The organism is Cellulomonas sp. ES6, from assembly GCF_030053835.1.
Classification (GTDB): domain Bacteria; phylum Actinomycetota; class Actinomycetes; order Actinomycetales; family Cellulomonadaceae; genus Cellulomonas.
This window is the reverse complement of sequence record NZ_CP125655.1, coordinates 2,696,583-2,711,102: the sequence shown is the minus strand read 5'-3', so window position 1 is coordinate 2,711,102 and position 14,520 is coordinate 2,696,583. Positions and strand designations below refer to the sequence as shown.

Here is a 14,520-nt window from a genome sequence, read left to right as displayed (position 1 = left end):
ACCGGGCGCCGGCGGCAGGCGGCAAAGCGCCCGTCAGTGCTCGAACGCCCACTCCCGGTCCGTGAGCATGCGGGCCACCGCGAGGCCCACCGCGAGCGCCACCACGACCAGCCCGGCCTGCACGCCGTACGCGAGCGCCTCGGTGGTGTCGCCGTTCGACAGGTAGAACACCGCCCGGTACGCGGAGACGCCCGGGACCATGATGACGACCGCGGGCACGGAGACCGTGATGCGCGGGACGCCGAGCCGCGGGGCGATCGCCGCGGCGAGCAGCCCGACCAGCAGCGCGGCGCCCGCGGCGGCGGCCTGCGCGGCCACGCCGGTGTCCGCGAGGTACAGCCGGCCCGTGTTCGCGACCATGCCGACAGCGGCCGCGCCGAGCGCCATCCGCCACGGGCTGTTGAACATGAGCGCGAACCCGAGCACGCCGACGAAGCTCGCGACCGTCCGCAGGGCGAGCTGCACCTCCGGTGCGAGCGCCGGCCCGGCCTCCGGGTCGGGCGACAGGCCCACGGCGATCGACACGCCCCAGACCGCGAGCGCGGCGGACGTGAGGATCATCAGCGCGTACGTGAGCCGGGCGACGCCGGCGGAGAAGTCGAGCTTCGCCAGGTCCAGGCCGCCGGTCACCAGCGGGAACCCGGGCACGAGGAACAGGACCGCGGAGACGTAGCCCGCCGCGTGGCGGACCTCCGTCGCCCCCAGGCCGTGCAGCACGGAGACCAGCCCCAGGTACGCCAGGCACGCGACCGCCGCCGCCAGCATCGTCACGCCGAACTGGTTGAACCCGCGGTGCAGCAGCAGCCGTCGCGTGAGCTGCCCGAGCCACGCGGCGACGAACGCCCCGCCCATCTCGACCGGGCCGCCGTGGTTGAGGAATGCGAACGCCGCGCACGCGACCGCCGCCCAGAGCGCGTTGACGACGTCCGGGTACAGGGGCGGCTTGCGCTCGATGCGGTCGAGCTCGGCGCTGACCTGCTCGACGGTCGCGCGGCGGGGCGAGGCGGCGAGCGTCCCGGCGAGGCGCTCGAGCTCGGCGAGCCGGTCGGCGTTGATCCCGACGGACCGCACCTCGGCGACCTCCGTGCGGAAGCTCGCGCCCCGGTGCGAGGTCGTCGTGATCTCGGTGAGCGTCACGTGCGCCTCGTGCCGGTCGACCCCGATGGCACGGGCGACGCGGGCCATCGACGACTTCACGCGGTACGAGCCGGTGCCGGCGGACAGGCTCAGCCGGCCGACGCGCAGGGCGACGCCGGACTGGCGGATGAGCTCGAGCTCGTCGTCGGTGGGCTGGGTCGGCACGCGCACCATGATGACGGGCCGCGACCCGCGATGCCGGGACGTCCGTCGCACCGGTCGTCCGTCCGTGCGAGCCCGCCCCGGGATACTGGACCGGTGCCCGCCCCCGACCGCTGCCCCTGCCTGAGCGGCGAGACCTACGACGCCTGCTGCGGCCCGCTGCACCGGGGTGACGCCACCGCCCCGACCGCCGAGCAGCTCATGCGCTCCCGCTACAGCGCGTTCGCCGTCGGCGACGTCGCGTACCTGCGTGCCACCTGGCACCCGCGCACCCGCCCGCGCGACCTCGAGCTCGACCCGGACGTGCGGTGGTGCCGGCTGGACGTCCTCGCGACCACCGCCGGCGGGCCGTTCGACACCGCGGGCACGGTCGAGTTCCGGGCGCACCACCGCGGACCGGACGGGCGCGGCAGCCTGCACGAGGTCAGCCGGTTCGTCCGGGAGGGCGGGGCGTGGTCCTACCTCGACGGCGACGTCGCGGACGACTGACCCGCCCCCCTGCAACGTTCCGCGGACATCCGGGCGGCACCACCAGCGACGAGGTGGACGAGGCTGACTGGCACCTGACCGCGCTCGGCTGCGAGGGTCGTCCGGAGCACGACGAAGCCCCGGCCGTGTGATCGACCACCGAGGTGGTTACAGGGACGGTTCCGGGGCGTTGGGACCAGTCTACGGGTAGGGCACGATGCAGTCCACGTTCCACGCGAGGCACCTCGGTGCCGCACGCATCGCCGGCTACCTGCTCGAGTGCGGCGACGACCTCGACCGCGCGAACAGCCTGTACGTGTGGAACGCGAAGGTGGCCGGAGCGCTCGGGACCGACCTCGGACACCTCGAGGTGGCGGTCCGGAACGCCCTGGACGAGCGGATGACGGCGCGCCACGCGCGGCTCGAGCGTTCCGGCGACTGGATCGACGACCCGACCGGCGAGCTGGGGCGCGACCGGCTGGGCGTCGGCAGGCACGCCCAGCCGTACCGGGACCTCGCGTCCGCGAAGGGGCGCGTGAGGAGCAACCGCAAGTCCCTGTCGCACGGGCAGGTGATCTCCGAGACGACGTTCGGCCTCTGGCACCAGCTCGTGTCGCGGAGGTGGAGCACCCGCCTCTGGCCGGACCTCGCGGCGGCGTTCCCGCACGCGCCGAATCGCACCCGTGAGACGGTCGCCGACCCCGTCGAGGCGCTTCGTGACCTCCGGAACCGGATGAGCCACCACCACCGCATCTGGCCGCGCGCCCTCGAGCAGGACCGGGCCGCGATCCTCACCGTCGCCGGGTACATCGACCCCGACCTCGCGTCGTGGATCGAGGGGCAGTCCGACGTCGCCGCACTGCTGGCGAGGCGTCCGGCGTGACGACCGCACGTCGCCTCACCACCGCTCGGCGGAGGGCAAGGGATTCGAACCCTTGAGTACGGGGTCACCGCACTAACGGTTTTCAAGACCGTCGCTTTCGGCCGCTCAGCCAGCCCTCCCGGATCCTGGAGCGCGCCGGATCCTGCGGCACGCTACCAGGACCCGTTCCCTGCTCAGCGGGTGAGCCGGGCGACCCCGTCGACCGAGGTGACCTCCGCTCCGTGGCCCAGCCGCGCCCGGAAGGCCGACGCGGGCGTGGCGGTCACGGTGACCGTGCCGCCGTCGTCCACCACGTCGAACGTCACCTGCGCGTCCGACGCCGGGTCGGTCACCGCCGCGGTGCGCCGCGCCGGACCGCCCGGGTACACGGTCACCAGGGGGTCGACGGTGTGGTCGTGGTCGGGGCGGTCGTCGCGGTCGGTCGTGACGAGCACCGCGCCCTCGCGCACCCACAGCGGCAGGCTCAGCACGTCGTGCACCTCGTCGCGCCAGCCGCCGGTGGCCTCCTCCCCCGTCAGCAGGTGGGTCCACCGGCCCTCCGGCAGGTAGTACCGCACGCGCCCGCCGGGCTGCAGGACGGGGGCCACCAGCAGGTCGTCGCCGATCAGGTACTGGCGGTCGAGGTGCTCGACGGCGGGGTCGTCGGGGAACGCCAGCACCATCGGCCGCGTGAAGGGCAGGCCCTCCTCGTGGACGGTCCGGCCGACGTGCAGCAGGTACGGCATGAGCCGCATCTTCAGCCGCGTGAAGAACGCCGCGACCTCGACGGCCGACTCGCCCTCGGGGGTGCCGTCCTCGTCGAACGCCCACGGCACGCGGTAGCTCGACGACCCGTGCAGCCGGCTGTGCGAGGACAGCAGCCCGAACGCCAGCCAGCGCATGAACACCTCGCGGTCCGGCATGCCCTCGAACCCGCCGATGTCGTGGCTCCAGAACCCGTAGCCGCTCAGCGACAGCGACAGCCCGCCGCGCAGCGTCTCGGCCATCGACTCGAACGACGAGGAGTTGTCGCCACCCCAGTGCACGGGCATCGTCTGCCCGCCGGCCGTGCCCGACCGCGCGAACACGACGGCCTCGCCGGTGCCGCGCTCGGACTCCAGGACGTCGAACACCGCGCGGTTGTACAGGTGCGCGTAGAGGTTGTGCATGGCCTCCGGGTCGGAGCCGTCGTGCCAGACCACGTCGGTGGGGATGCGCTCGCCGAAGTCGGTCTTGACCGCGTCGACGCCCTGGCGCAGCAGCCGCCGGACGTAGCCCTGGTACCAGGCGGTCGCGGCGGGGTTCGTGAAGTCGACCAGGCCCATGCCGGCCTGCCACATGTCCCACTGCCACACGGAGCCGTCGGGCCGCCGCACCAGGTACCCGGCCTCCCGCGCCTCGTCGAACAGCGGCGACGCCTGCGCGATGTACGGGTTGACCCAGGCGCTGACGCGCAGCCCGCGGTCGTGCAGGCGCGCCAGCATGCCCTCGGGGTCGGGGAAGACGCGCGGGTCCCACTCGAAGTCGGTCCACTGGAACTCGCGCATCCAGAAGCAGTCGAAGTGGAACACCGACAGCGGGATGCCGCGCTCGGCCATGCCGTCGACGAACGACGTCACGGTCTGCTCGTCGTAGTCCGTGGTGAACGACGTCGACAGCCACAGCCCGTAGGACCACGCCGGCACGACCGGCGGGCGCCCGGTGAGCGCGGTGTACCGGCGCAGCACGTCCGCGGGGGTCGGCCCGGCGACGACCAGGTACTCCAGCACCTCGCCGCGCACCGCGAACTGCACCTGCCCGACCGACTCGCTGCCGACCTCGAACGACACGTGCCCGGGGTGGTTGACGAGCACGCCGTAGCCGCGGTTCGTCAGGTAGAACGGCACGTTCTTGTACGCCTGCTCGCTGGCGGTGCCGCCGTCGGCGTTCCAGGTGTCGACGCTCTGGCCGTTCCTGGTCAGCGGCCCGAACCGCTCCCCCAGCCCGTAGACCAGCTCGCCGACGCCCAGCCCGAGCCGGCCCACCAGGTAGGTCCCGGCGGGCGCGCGCCCGTCGGGGCTGACCCCGGTCTCGCCCACCGGCTCGACGGCGACGGCCGCGTGCGCGTCGAGCCGCACGCGCGCCACCCCGTCGGGGCCGGTGCGCGTGAGCGGGGTGCCGTCCTCGGCCGTGAACGCGATGCCGAACGGCGCACCCCGGTGCACGTGGGCCGTCAGCGGGCCGGACGTGAGCGTCGCCCCGTCGGCGTCGGTACCCGTGACGCCCACCGACCCGCGAGAACCCGGCAGCCCGAACCCGGGCGCGGGGGCGCCCCCGCGGTGGTTCTCGACGCGGACCCGCACGACGCCCTCGAGCGGGGAGTCGAGCGTCACCGTCAGCGCCGGCCGGTTCAGCGTGTCGCCGCGCCGCCCGATCTCCTTGGTCGGTGCGAGGACGCGCAGCGCGTCGCCGCGGTCGTCGATCGCGTACGCCTCGCGCGCGAGGAGCCGCTCCACGCCCGGGCGGGCCTGCCAGAAACCGTCGGTGAACTTCATCGCCTGCTGTCCGTGTCGTCTACGTCGTCTGCGTGCATGGGGGTGGGGCGCGGCGCCGTCACATCTTCACGGCACCTGCCGAGAGACCCGACTTCCAGAACCGCTGCAGGCTCAGGAACACCGCGATGATCGGGACCACGGACAGCAGCGCGCCGACGACGACGAGCGTCTGCAGGCCCGGCACCGTGATGGCCGCCTGGCTCCAGCCGGACAGGCCGACCGTGACCGGCTGCAGCCGCGTGTCGCTGAGCACCAGCAGCGGGAGCATGAAGTTGTTCCAGCTCGCGATGAAGGCGAACAGCAGGATCGTGACGCCGCCCGTGGAGAGCATCCGCAGCCCGATCGAGAAGAACGTCCGCACCTCGCCCGCACCGTCCAGGCGCGCGGCCTCGACGATCTCCTGCGGCACCGACGCCTGGGCGTAGGTGAACGCGAGCAGCACGCCGAACGGGTAGGCGATGGTCGGCAGCAGGACGCCGAGCATGGTGTTGTTCAGGCCGATCTCGACGAGCAGCTGGTAGATCGGCTGCGCGAGGACGGTCTGCGGCACGAGCATCGAGCCCAGCACGAGCGCGATGACGAACGCCCGCCCGCGGAACCGGTAGATCGCCAGCGCGTACCCCGACGCCAGGCTCACGAGCGTCATGAGGACCGAGCCGAGGCCGGAGTACACCAGGGAGTTGAGCATCCAGCGCCAGAAGATGCCGCCGTCGTAGGTCGACAGGTCCACGAGGTTCTGGCCGAGCTGCAGGTCCGCGAACCAGAACCCGGGCGTCCCGAACAGGTCGGCGGTCGACTTGGTCGCGGCGACCACCAGCCAGTAGATCGGCACGAGGAAGTACAGCGCGACCAGGACCATGACGACCCCGGCCAGCACCCGCGAGCGCACCGAGGGGCGTTCGCCCTCCTGCGTGGTGCGCGGGCGGCGACGCGCCGCGGTGGTCGGGCGCGCGGTGGTGGCGACGCTCATCGGTCAGCTCCGTTCCGGCGCCGCGAGACGCCCTGCACGACCAGCGACAGCACGAAGATGACGAGCCCCAGCACGACCGCCATGGCCGACCCGAGGTTGACGTCGCCGCCGAGCGTGGTCGCCTGGAAGATCGCCATGTTGGGCGTGTAGTCGCCGCTGATGTTGGACGTGACGGCCCGCATCGTCATCGGCTCGTTGAACAGCTGCATCGTCCCGATGATCGAGAACAGGAACGTCAGCGTGAGCGACGGCATGATCATCGGGATCTTGATGGACAGCGCGGTGCGCAGCTCGCTCGCGCCGTCGATGCGCGCGGCCTCGTAGATCTCCCGCGGCACGGACTGCAGCGCCGAGAACAGGATGACCATGTTGACGCCGGTCACCGACCAGACGGCCACGTTCGCCAGCGACCACAGCACGACGTCGGGCGACAGGAAGCTGACGTCCCACCCCACGGAGCGCAGGCCCTCGACGATCGGGCTGACCCGCGGCTGGTAGAGGAAGCCCCAGATGAGGGCGGCGACGACGGACGGCACCGCGTAGGGCATGAAGACGCTGAGCTGGAAGAACGGCTTCCAGCGCACGAGCGCGGTGTCGAAGAGCAGGGCCAGCACGAGCGCCAGGCCGAGCATCACGGGGACCTGCACGACGCCGTACCCGAGCATCCGCCCGAAGCCGGCGACGAACCCGTCGTTCGACAGCGCCCGCACGTAGTTGTCGAGGCCGGCGAACACGACCTCGCCCTCGCCGCCGAAGCCCAGCCCGCTGCGCCTCGTCTGGAAGAAGCTCGAGTACACGGCGAGGACGATGGGCGCCATCGTGAACACGGCGAACAGCACCAGGAACGGTGCGAGGAACAGGTACGGGGCCCGGCGCTGCCCCCCGCCGGCGCGCGGGCGCCGGCGGGGGGTGCGACGGACGGCCGTGGCCGTCGCGGTCGTCACTTGACGTTCAGCCCCTGCTGCTCGAGCTGGGTCCGGGCGTACTCGGCCGCGGCGTCGAGCGCCTGCTCGAACGTCTGCGCGCCGTTGCCGACCTTGGCGAACTGGTCCTTGATGTTGTCCTGCACCAGGTCGTAGACCGGGCCGTCGACCCAGGAGGCCGGCACGTTCTCCGCGGCCTCCGCGAAGACGTCGTTGACGACCTGGCCGCCGAAGTACTCGTTCGGCTGGTGCAGCGCGTCGCTCTGCAGGCCGGACAGGGCCGCCGGGAACATGCTGTTCTCGCCGACCAGGATGTCGAGCGACTCGTCGGACGTGTTGAGCCAGGTGAGGAACTGCGCGGCCTGCGCCACGTCCTCGGTGCCGGTCGGGATGACGTCGACGGAGGAGTCACCCGCGCCCGCGGCCGTCGAGCCGGCCTCGGACACCGGGCTCGGCGCCACCGACCAGGAGCCGGCCAGGTCGGCCGCGTTGGCCTCGAGCATCGCCGGGAACCAGGCGGCGTAGTTGATCGTCGCGATGGTGCCGGCGTTGATCTCCGCCCAGTACTCGGGGGTCCACATGTCGACGACCTTGACCAGGTCCTCGTCCAGCAGGGTCTGCCACCGCTCGGCGACCTCCTTGCTGGCCTCGTCGTTCACGTCGACCGTCCAGGCGTCGCCGTCGATGCCGAACCAGGAGCCCTCGTTCTGCCAAACGTCGGCGATCCAGTAGCCCGTCTCGTTGGGCGACATCTGGGCGATGTAGAGGTTCGGGTCGGCCGCCTTCAGCGCGCGGGCGGTCTCGAGGTACTCGTCCCACGTGGTCGGGACCGTCAGGCCGTGCTGCTCGAAGATGTCGCTGCGGTACATCAGGGCGTTCGGCCCGAAGTCCTGCGGCACCGCGTAGGTGCTGCCGTCGAACGTCACGTTGGCCCAGGACGCCTCGGTGAAGTCGTCCTCCAGGTCGCCGACGTACTCGGTGAGGTCGGTCAGCCGGTTGGCGATGACGTGCGACGGGATCGAGTGCACGGACATCTGCACGACGTCCGGCGCCGTGCCGTTGTCGATCGCCGCGGGGATCTTGTCGCCGTCGTCGCCGGTCATCCGGAAGAAGTCGACCTGGATGTCGGGGTTCTCCTCGTTCCAGAGGGCGACCGCGTCCTCCAGGCCGGTGGCCCAGCCCCAGAACTCCAGGGTGACGGGTCCCGCGGCACCGGTGTCGCCACCGGAGTCGTCGGACGAGGACGAGCACGCGGTGAGCGCGAGGGCTGCTCCCACCACGACCGAGGTCGCGGCGAGCAGGCGGGAGGAACGTGCCATCGTTGGCTTCCTTTCAGGGGGTCGGCTGGACGGGGTCGACCGGCCGGGCTGGGAGGGGCGTGCGCGCGGTCTCCCGCAGCACGAGGTGCGCGCCGGGGGCGAGGACGACCTCGCCGGCGACGGGACGGTCGGCGATCAGGTCGTGCCCGTCGACCGTGAGCGCACGCGGGACCTCGTCGTGGTTGACGGCGAGGAGGTAGGTGCCGGGTCCGGCGTGGCGCCGCACGACCTCGAGGCCGTCACCCGCCGCGGGGTGGTCGCGCGTGACGCCGGCGCGCGCGACGACGTCGGCCAGCAGCCGGCGCAGGGCCCCCGGCTCCAGGCGGGTGCCGACGTGGTACGCCGCACCGGCGCCGACGTCGTGGCGGGTGATCGCGGGGACCCCGTCGAGCACGCCCCCGGTCACGTGGGCGAGCGCCTCGGCGCCGCGCAGCTGCACGAGCTGCGACCAGCAGTCGCCGGTGGACCCGTCGTCGAGCGTGACGGTCTCCCCGGGGGCGAGCGGGTGGAGCTCCTCCACCCGGATGCCCAGCAGGTCGGCGAACGCCCCGCTGAAGGAGCCCTGGCGCACGCGCAGGTGCTCGTCGGTGGAGCCCGCGAAGTACCAGACGACGGCCGTGCCGCCCTGCTCGACGAAGCGGCGCAGCGCCTGCGCCTCGTCGTCGCTCACGGCGAGCTTGCTCGGCACCAGCACGACGTCGTACGCGCTCAGGTCGTCGCCCAGGCGGACGGCGTCGCAGCCGATGCCCTCCCACCACAGCGCGCGGTGGGCGGCCCGCACGGCGTCCAGGAAGCTCAGGTCGTCTGTCGGCATGGCGCGCGTCTCGGAGGACCACCAGGCCGTCGAGTCCCACACGAACGCGACGCGGTTCCGGTTGACCGGCCCGCCGTCCGCGGGCGGGGCCGCGAGCTCGCCGAGCCGGCCGAGCGTGGCGCCGAGGTCGCAGATCTCGCGGAACACCCGGGAGTCGGGCCCGGTGTGCGGCACCATCGGCGAGTGGAACATCTCGGCGCCGCCGCGCCCGTTGCGCCACTGGAAGAACAGGCTGCCGGTCGCCCCGCGGGCCAGGTACTGCATCGTGTTCCGCTCGAGGCGGCCGGGCTCCTTGGCGAAGATGCGGCCGGCCGCGTAGTCGTAGACCGTGCTCGTGGCCTGCTCCATGAGCGTCCACGGGCGGCCGCCGTTGAACGAGCGCGCCAGGTCCGCGCCGAACGCGGCGTGCACCTCGCCCTCCACGTCCCGCGCGGCCGGGTAGTGGTCGATCGACACCGTGTCGATCTCGGCGGCGAGGTCCCACTCGTCGTAGTGGTGCCACGACGGGAGCATGAAGTTGGTGGTGACCGGCACGTCGGGCGTGACGGCGCGGACCACCTCCACCTGGTCGCGCAGGCAGTCGCGCAGCAGGTCGGCCGAGAACCGCTTGAAGTCGAGCACGTGCGCCGGGTTCGGCAGGTACTGCGTGGCGCGCGGGGTGAGGATCTCCTCCCAGGCGCCGTAGCCCTGCGACCAGAACGCCGTCCACCACGCCGCGTTCAGCGCCTCGAGCGTGCCGTACCGCGCGCGCAGCCAGACCCGGAACGCCTCGTCGCTCACCGGCCCGTGCGAGACGGTGCCGTACTCGTTGTGCAGGTGCCACATCCGCAGCGCCGGGTGCTGCCCGTACCGCTCGGCGAGCATGCGCGTGATCCGCACGGCGGCCTCGCGGTACGCCGGCGCGGCGGGGTTGTAGGTGTCCCGGCTGCCGTGCACCAGGCGCACGCCGTCGGGGCGGACGGGCAGCGCCTCGGGGTGCGCGAGCGAGAACCACGGCGGCGGTGACGCGGTGGGGGTGGCGAGCACGACCCCGATGCCGGCGTCCGCCAGCTTGTCCATGATCGTGTCGAGCCACTCGACCTCGTACTCGCCCTCGCGCGGCTCGAGGCTCGACCAGGAGAAGACGCCGAGGGTCACCCGGTTCACGTGGGCCTGGCGCATGAGGCGGATGTCCTCGTCCCAGGTCTCCCGCGGCCACTGGTCGGGGTTGTAGTCCCCGCCGTAGACCAGCTCGTTGTCCTCGGTCACCGTTCCCCTCTCTGCGCGCGTCGTTCCCGAAGCGCTTCGCATCGACGCCGTGCGGCGCCCCGACGTGGTGCTCATGGGTGCTAGGCGGCGTCCGGCGCCGCGACCGAGCCGCGCTCGACGTAGGTCGGGGCGAGCCGCTCGACGACCGGCTCGCTCGCCCCCTCGATGCGGTCGACCAGCAGCTGCACGGCGCGCGCGCCCATGGTCGCCGCCGGCAGCGGCACGGTGTCCAGCGGGACGTCGTCGTCGCTGGTGTCGAAGCTCGCGCCCGCGACGACGAGCGACAGGTCGCCCGGGATGCGCAGCCCGGCCTCGAGGCAGGACCGCACGAACCGGTGCGTCGTCAGCTCGCTCGCGTTGAGCACGACCGCGCTGACGTCCGGCAGGAGCCGGCGCAGCCGGGGCAGCGCGGCGTCCGCGCCGAGGCGTCCCGGCTCGGGCGTCACGACCTCGCACCGCAGCCCGGTCGCCGCCGCGTGCGCCACGAAGGCGTCACGGAAGACCCGCGCGTAGTTCGTCCCGCGCTCGTACGTGACCTCCGGCTGACCCACCAGGCCCACCGCGCGGTGCCCCAGGCCGGCCAGCCGGTCCAGGCACAGGCGCGCGGCCGCCGCGAAGTCCAGGTCGACGCACCGCAGGCCCGTCGGGTCGTCCGGGACGCCGAGGAACACCGCGGGGTACCGGCCGGACCGCAGCTGGTCGGCCCGGCGGTCGCGCGCGTCGACGTCCATGACGACGATGCCGTCGGCGAGCGCGCTCGCGCTGACCCGCTCGATGCCGGCCGCCGCCTCGTCCTCGACCAGCAGCAGCGTGTCGTAGCCGTGCGCCCGGGCGGCCGTCGTGACGGCGAGCACGAAGCGCATGTGCGCGGGGGTCGAGGTGTCGGCGTGCAGCGGGGCCGACAGGGCGAGCATCTGGGCGCGCGTCCCCGCGAGCATCCGGGCACCGGCGTTGGGGTGGTAGCCCATCGTGCGGGCCACGGCCTCGATGCGGCTGCGGGTGTCGCTGGCCACGTGCCGCTTGCCGCTCAGCGCCGCCGAGACGGTGCTGATCGACACCCCGGCGACCCGGGCGACGTCGCTGATCGTGGCCACTGCTGTCCTCATCCTCGAAGCGCTTCGGGACGAGAGTACGGGTCCGGGGCTGCGGGAGACAAACGCCCACGTCAGGCGGGCGGGGCGACGCCCGACCGGGCGTCCGAGCGCTGCGACGGGGGCGCCGGGGTCAGGCGGTCAGGCGGTCGGGCGGTCAGGCGGTCAGGGCCACGCGGTCAGGGCAGGATCGCGTCGACGTAGCCGCCGTCCACGCGCAGCGCCCCGCCGGTGGTCGCGGACGCGAGCGGCGACGCCAGGTACACGACGAGGTTCGCGATCTCCTCCGGCTCGATGAGGCGCTGGATCAGCGACTGCGGCCGGTACCGCCGCATGAACTCCCGCTGGGCGTCGTCCCACGGCAGGTCGCGGTCCACCAGGGAGTACACGAAGTCCTCGACGCCGCCGGTGCGGGTCGGGCCGGCGATGACGGAGTTGACGGTGACGCCGGCGCCCGCGGCCTCCTTGGCGAAGCCGCGGGTGACGGCGAGCAGCGCCGTCTTCGACGTGCCGTAGTGGATCATCTCGGCGGGGATCACGACGGCGGAGTCGGACGCGATGCTCAGCACCCGGCCCCAGCCGGCGGCGGTCATGCCCGGCAGGTAGGTGCGGATCAGCCGCACGGCGGACAGCACGTTGACCTCGAAGTACCGGCGCCACTCGTCGTCGTCGATCTCGAGCGCCGGCCGGGCCTCGAAGACGCCGAGGTTGTTGACCAGGACGTCGACGTGCGGGACGACGGCGCGGACCGCGTCGACCCCCTCCTGCGTCGTGACGTCCCCGGGCGCGGCGACGAGCTGCCCGGCGCCCTCGGCGGCGAGGCGGTCGACGGCGGCGGCGACGGACGCCCCGGAGCGGCCGTTGACGGCGACCCGGGCGCCGGCGCGCGCCAGGCCCGCGGCGATCGCCGCGCCGATGCCCTGGGTGGATCCGGTCACGAGCGCCGTGCGCCCGGTCAGGTCGAGCGTGGTCATGCCCCGACCGTAGGCGCTCGGCCCGCCCGCCGGCACCCGCAGCCGGTCGCGGTCGTCAGACCCACCACTGCGGCGGCAGCCCGGGCGACACGATCTCCAGCCCGTGGATCGCCGCGACCGCGACCAGCCGGCGGTCGTACGACGCGAACGCGGTCACGTCCGGGTGGGTGGCCGCGACCCCCAGGTGCAGCGCCGCGAACGGCGTCAGGACGCCCGTGGTCATCGAGGCCAGCCTGAGCGCCTGGTCGTGGTACCGGACCACCTCGAGGCCCTCGGCGACGTCGTGCGCGAGCGCGCGGACGTCCGCCGGTGCCTCGGCGACCGCGGCGCGCAGCTCGCTCAGGGACAGCGACGTGACGAGGAGATCGGGCCCGCGCCGGTCCGCCCACCTCAGCCAGTCCTCGTGGTGCTCCGATCCCGGGAGGTAGCGGACGAGCGCCGACCCGTCGGCGTAGACCCGCACGCCTGGCACCCTATCGGGCGGTGCCGGGCTCGCGGAGGCCCCCGACCTGCGGCGTCACGCGCCCCGGAGCCGCTCCATCGCGAGCTGCACCAGGGCGATGAGGGTCTGCTTCGTGGCCGTCCGCGAGCGGGCGTCCGTGTAGAGCACCGGCACGTGCGCCGGGATGGCGAGCGCCTCGCGGACGTCCTCCAGCCGGTGCTTGGCGATGCCGTCGAAGCAGTTGACCCCCACGACGAACGGGATGCCGCGGGACTCGAAGTAGTCGACCGCCGGGAAGCACTGGTCGAGCCGGTCCGTGTCGACCAGCACGACGGCGCCGATCGCACCCCGCACCAGGTCGTCCCACATGAACAGGAACCGGTCCTGCCCGGGCGTGCCGAACAGGTACAGCCAGAGCGACCCGGGCAGGGCGATGCGGCCGAAGTCCATGGCCACGGTCGTCGACGTCTTGCGGTCGGACACGCCTCCGGCGTCGTCCACGCCGACGGAGTGCTCGGTCATCGCGGCCTCGGTGTTGAGCGGCTCGATGTCCGAGATGGACCCGATGAACGTGGTCTTGCCGACCGCGAACCCGCCGGCCACGACGATCTTCACGACGGTGGGCGCGGCCCCGAGCGTGCCGGCGGCACCGGCCTGCCGGGCGGTCGGCACCGTGGACGACAGCGCCGGGGCGGCGTCAGAGGGCGGAAATGCCATTGAGAACACTCTCCAGGACGCTGAGGGACAGGGCGGGCGACTGCCCGGTGCGGACCTCGACCGGGTCGGAGGCGTGGACACGGACGTAGCCGGCGTCGACCAGGTCGGACACCACCACGCGGATCACGCCGATCGGCAGGTGCAGCAGCGCGGACAGCTCCGCGACCGAGATGTAGCCGTGGGAGGCGTGCTGGAGGATCGCGCGCTTCTCCGGCGTCAGGCCCTGCCCGGCCACCCCGTCGGGGAGCAGCTCGACCAGCGCCTCGAGGGGGTAGTCGGACCGGTCGGAGCGCACCCGGCCGCCGGTGAGGGCGTACGGGCGCACCGTCCGGGTCTCGAACTCGCTCTCGCTCATCCGGCGCTCACACGGTCGGAGCGCGGGTCGCGCCGTCGACGGGCAGGCTGCCGCGCATCTCGGAGATGAGCTGCGGCGTGAGCGTCGCCTCGGTGCGCGACACGAGCATGGCCATCTCGTACCCGATCAGGCCGACGTCGCACGTGGCGTCCGCCACGACGGCGAGCACGGAGCCGTTCGAGACGCTCATGAGGAACAGGAACAGGTTGTCCATCTCGACGATGGCCTGCCGGACGTCCCCGGCGCGGAGCTGGCGGGCGGCGCCGCGGGTCAGGCTGGACATGCCGGCGACGATCGCGGCGAGCTGGTCGCCGCTGGTGCGGTCGAGCTGCTCGGACATCGCCATGAGCAGGCCGTCCGCCGACACCACGAGCGTGTGCTGGGTGCCGGGCACGGTCCGGACGAAGTTGTCCAGCAGCCAGCCGAAGTTGGCGGCCTCGGTGCTGAGGGTGGTCACGCATCCTCCTGACGTGGTGCAGGCCCGCGGTGTGCGGCTGCGGGAAC

General features: G+C 73.1%; 14 protein-coding genes and 1 tRNA gene. 2 read left to right on the top strand and 13 right to left on the bottom strand.

Annotated features, from left to right (window positions below; translation table 11 throughout):
- Positions 1-33 precede the first annotated feature (33 nt).
- Entirely contained in the window at positions 34-1,302 is a 1,269-nt protein-coding gene (locus tag P9841_RS12525) for a threonine/serine exporter family protein (RefSeq protein ID WP_283319003.1), read from the bottom strand.
- A 93-nt stretch (positions 1,303-1,395) separates the two neighbouring features.
- Here P9841_RS12525 and P9841_RS12520 point away from each other — a divergent pair, with 93 nt between their 5' ends.
- Together P9841_RS12520 and P9841_RS12515 are read left to right on the top strand one after the other, a co-directional pair.
- The gene (locus P9841_RS12520) at positions 1,396-1,788 is read left to right on the top strand and encodes a YchJ family protein (protein WP_283319002.1); all 393 of its coding nucleotides are present in this window, start codon (positions 1,396-1,398) and stop codon (positions 1,786-1,788) included.
- A gap of 196 nt (positions 1,789-1,984) precedes the next feature.
- Positions 1,985-2,650, top strand: a complete 666-nt coding sequence (locus P9841_RS12515) for a hypothetical protein (RefSeq protein WP_283319001.1) — start codon at positions 1,985-1,987, stop codon at positions 2,648-2,650.
- Between the two features lie 29 nt (positions 2,651-2,679).
- Here the strand turns inward: P9841_RS12515 and P9841_RS12510 are convergent.
- From P9841_RS12510 to P9841_RS12455, 12 genes are all read right to left on the bottom strand, one after another.
- Positions 2,680-2,769: transfer RNA gene (locus P9841_RS12510), tRNA-Ser, on the bottom strand.
- 54 nt (positions 2,770-2,823) lie between these two features.
- Positions 2,824-5,163 (bottom strand): alpha-xylosidase, encoded by a 2,340-nt coding sequence (gene yicI, locus P9841_RS12505; protein ID WP_283319000.1) that lies wholly within the window; start codon positions 5,161-5,163, stop codon positions 2,824-2,826.
- Between the two features lie 58 nt (positions 5,164-5,221).
- A complete protein-coding gene (locus tag P9841_RS12500) occupies positions 5,222-6,133 on the bottom strand; it encodes a carbohydrate ABC transporter permease (RefSeq protein ID WP_283318999.1) in 912 nt (303 codons plus the stop codon).
- Positions 6,130-7,077 (bottom strand): carbohydrate ABC transporter permease, encoded by a 948-nt coding sequence (locus P9841_RS12495; protein ID WP_283318998.1) that lies wholly within the window; start codon positions 7,075-7,077, stop codon positions 6,130-6,132. Before P9841_RS12495 ends, P9841_RS12500 begins: the two co-directional genes overlap by 4 nt.
- Positions 7,074-8,375, bottom strand: a complete 1,302-nt coding sequence (locus P9841_RS12490; protein WP_283318997.1) for an ABC transporter substrate-binding protein — start codon at positions 8,373-8,375, stop codon at positions 7,074-7,076. Before P9841_RS12490 ends, P9841_RS12495 begins: the two co-directional genes overlap by 4 nt.
- 13 nt (positions 8,376-8,388) lie before the next feature.
- A complete protein-coding gene (locus P9841_RS12485) occupies positions 8,389-10,437 on the bottom strand; it encodes a beta-galactosidase (RefSeq protein ID WP_283318996.1) in 2,049 nt (682 codons plus the stop codon).
- An 80-nt stretch (positions 10,438-10,517) separates the two neighbouring features.
- On the bottom strand, positions 10,518-11,543 hold the full coding sequence (locus tag P9841_RS12480) for a LacI family DNA-binding transcriptional regulator (protein ID WP_283318995.1): 1,026 nt from the start codon (positions 11,541-11,543) through the stop codon (positions 10,518-10,520).
- Between the two features lie 164 nt (positions 11,544-11,707).
- Positions 11,708-12,502 (bottom strand): SDR family NAD(P)-dependent oxidoreductase, encoded by a 795-nt coding sequence (locus tag P9841_RS12475; RefSeq protein ID WP_283318994.1) that lies wholly within the window; start codon positions 12,500-12,502, stop codon positions 11,708-11,710.
- Between the two features lie 55 nt (positions 12,503-12,557).
- Positions 12,558-12,965, bottom strand: coding sequence for a PIN domain-containing protein (locus P9841_RS12470; RefSeq protein ID WP_283318993.1), 408 nt, complete (start codon positions 12,963-12,965; stop codon positions 12,558-12,560).
- 54 nt (positions 12,966-13,019) lie between these two features.
- Complete coding sequence (locus tag P9841_RS12465) at positions 13,020-13,661, bottom strand: GTP-binding protein (RefSeq protein ID WP_255595830.1); 642 nt, start codon at positions 13,659-13,661, stop codon at positions 13,020-13,022.
- Positions 13,642-14,016, bottom strand: a complete 375-nt coding sequence (locus P9841_RS12460; RefSeq protein ID WP_283318992.1) for a DUF742 domain-containing protein — start codon at positions 14,014-14,016, stop codon at positions 13,642-13,644. The genes P9841_RS12465 and P9841_RS12460 overlap by 20 nt, the downstream gene beginning before the upstream one ends.
- Before the next feature lie 7 nt (positions 14,017-14,023).
- Entirely contained in the window at positions 14,024-14,473 is a 450-nt protein-coding gene (locus tag P9841_RS12455) for a roadblock/LC7 domain-containing protein (RefSeq protein ID WP_222170662.1), read from the bottom strand.
- Positions 14,474-14,520 lie beyond the last annotated feature (47 nt).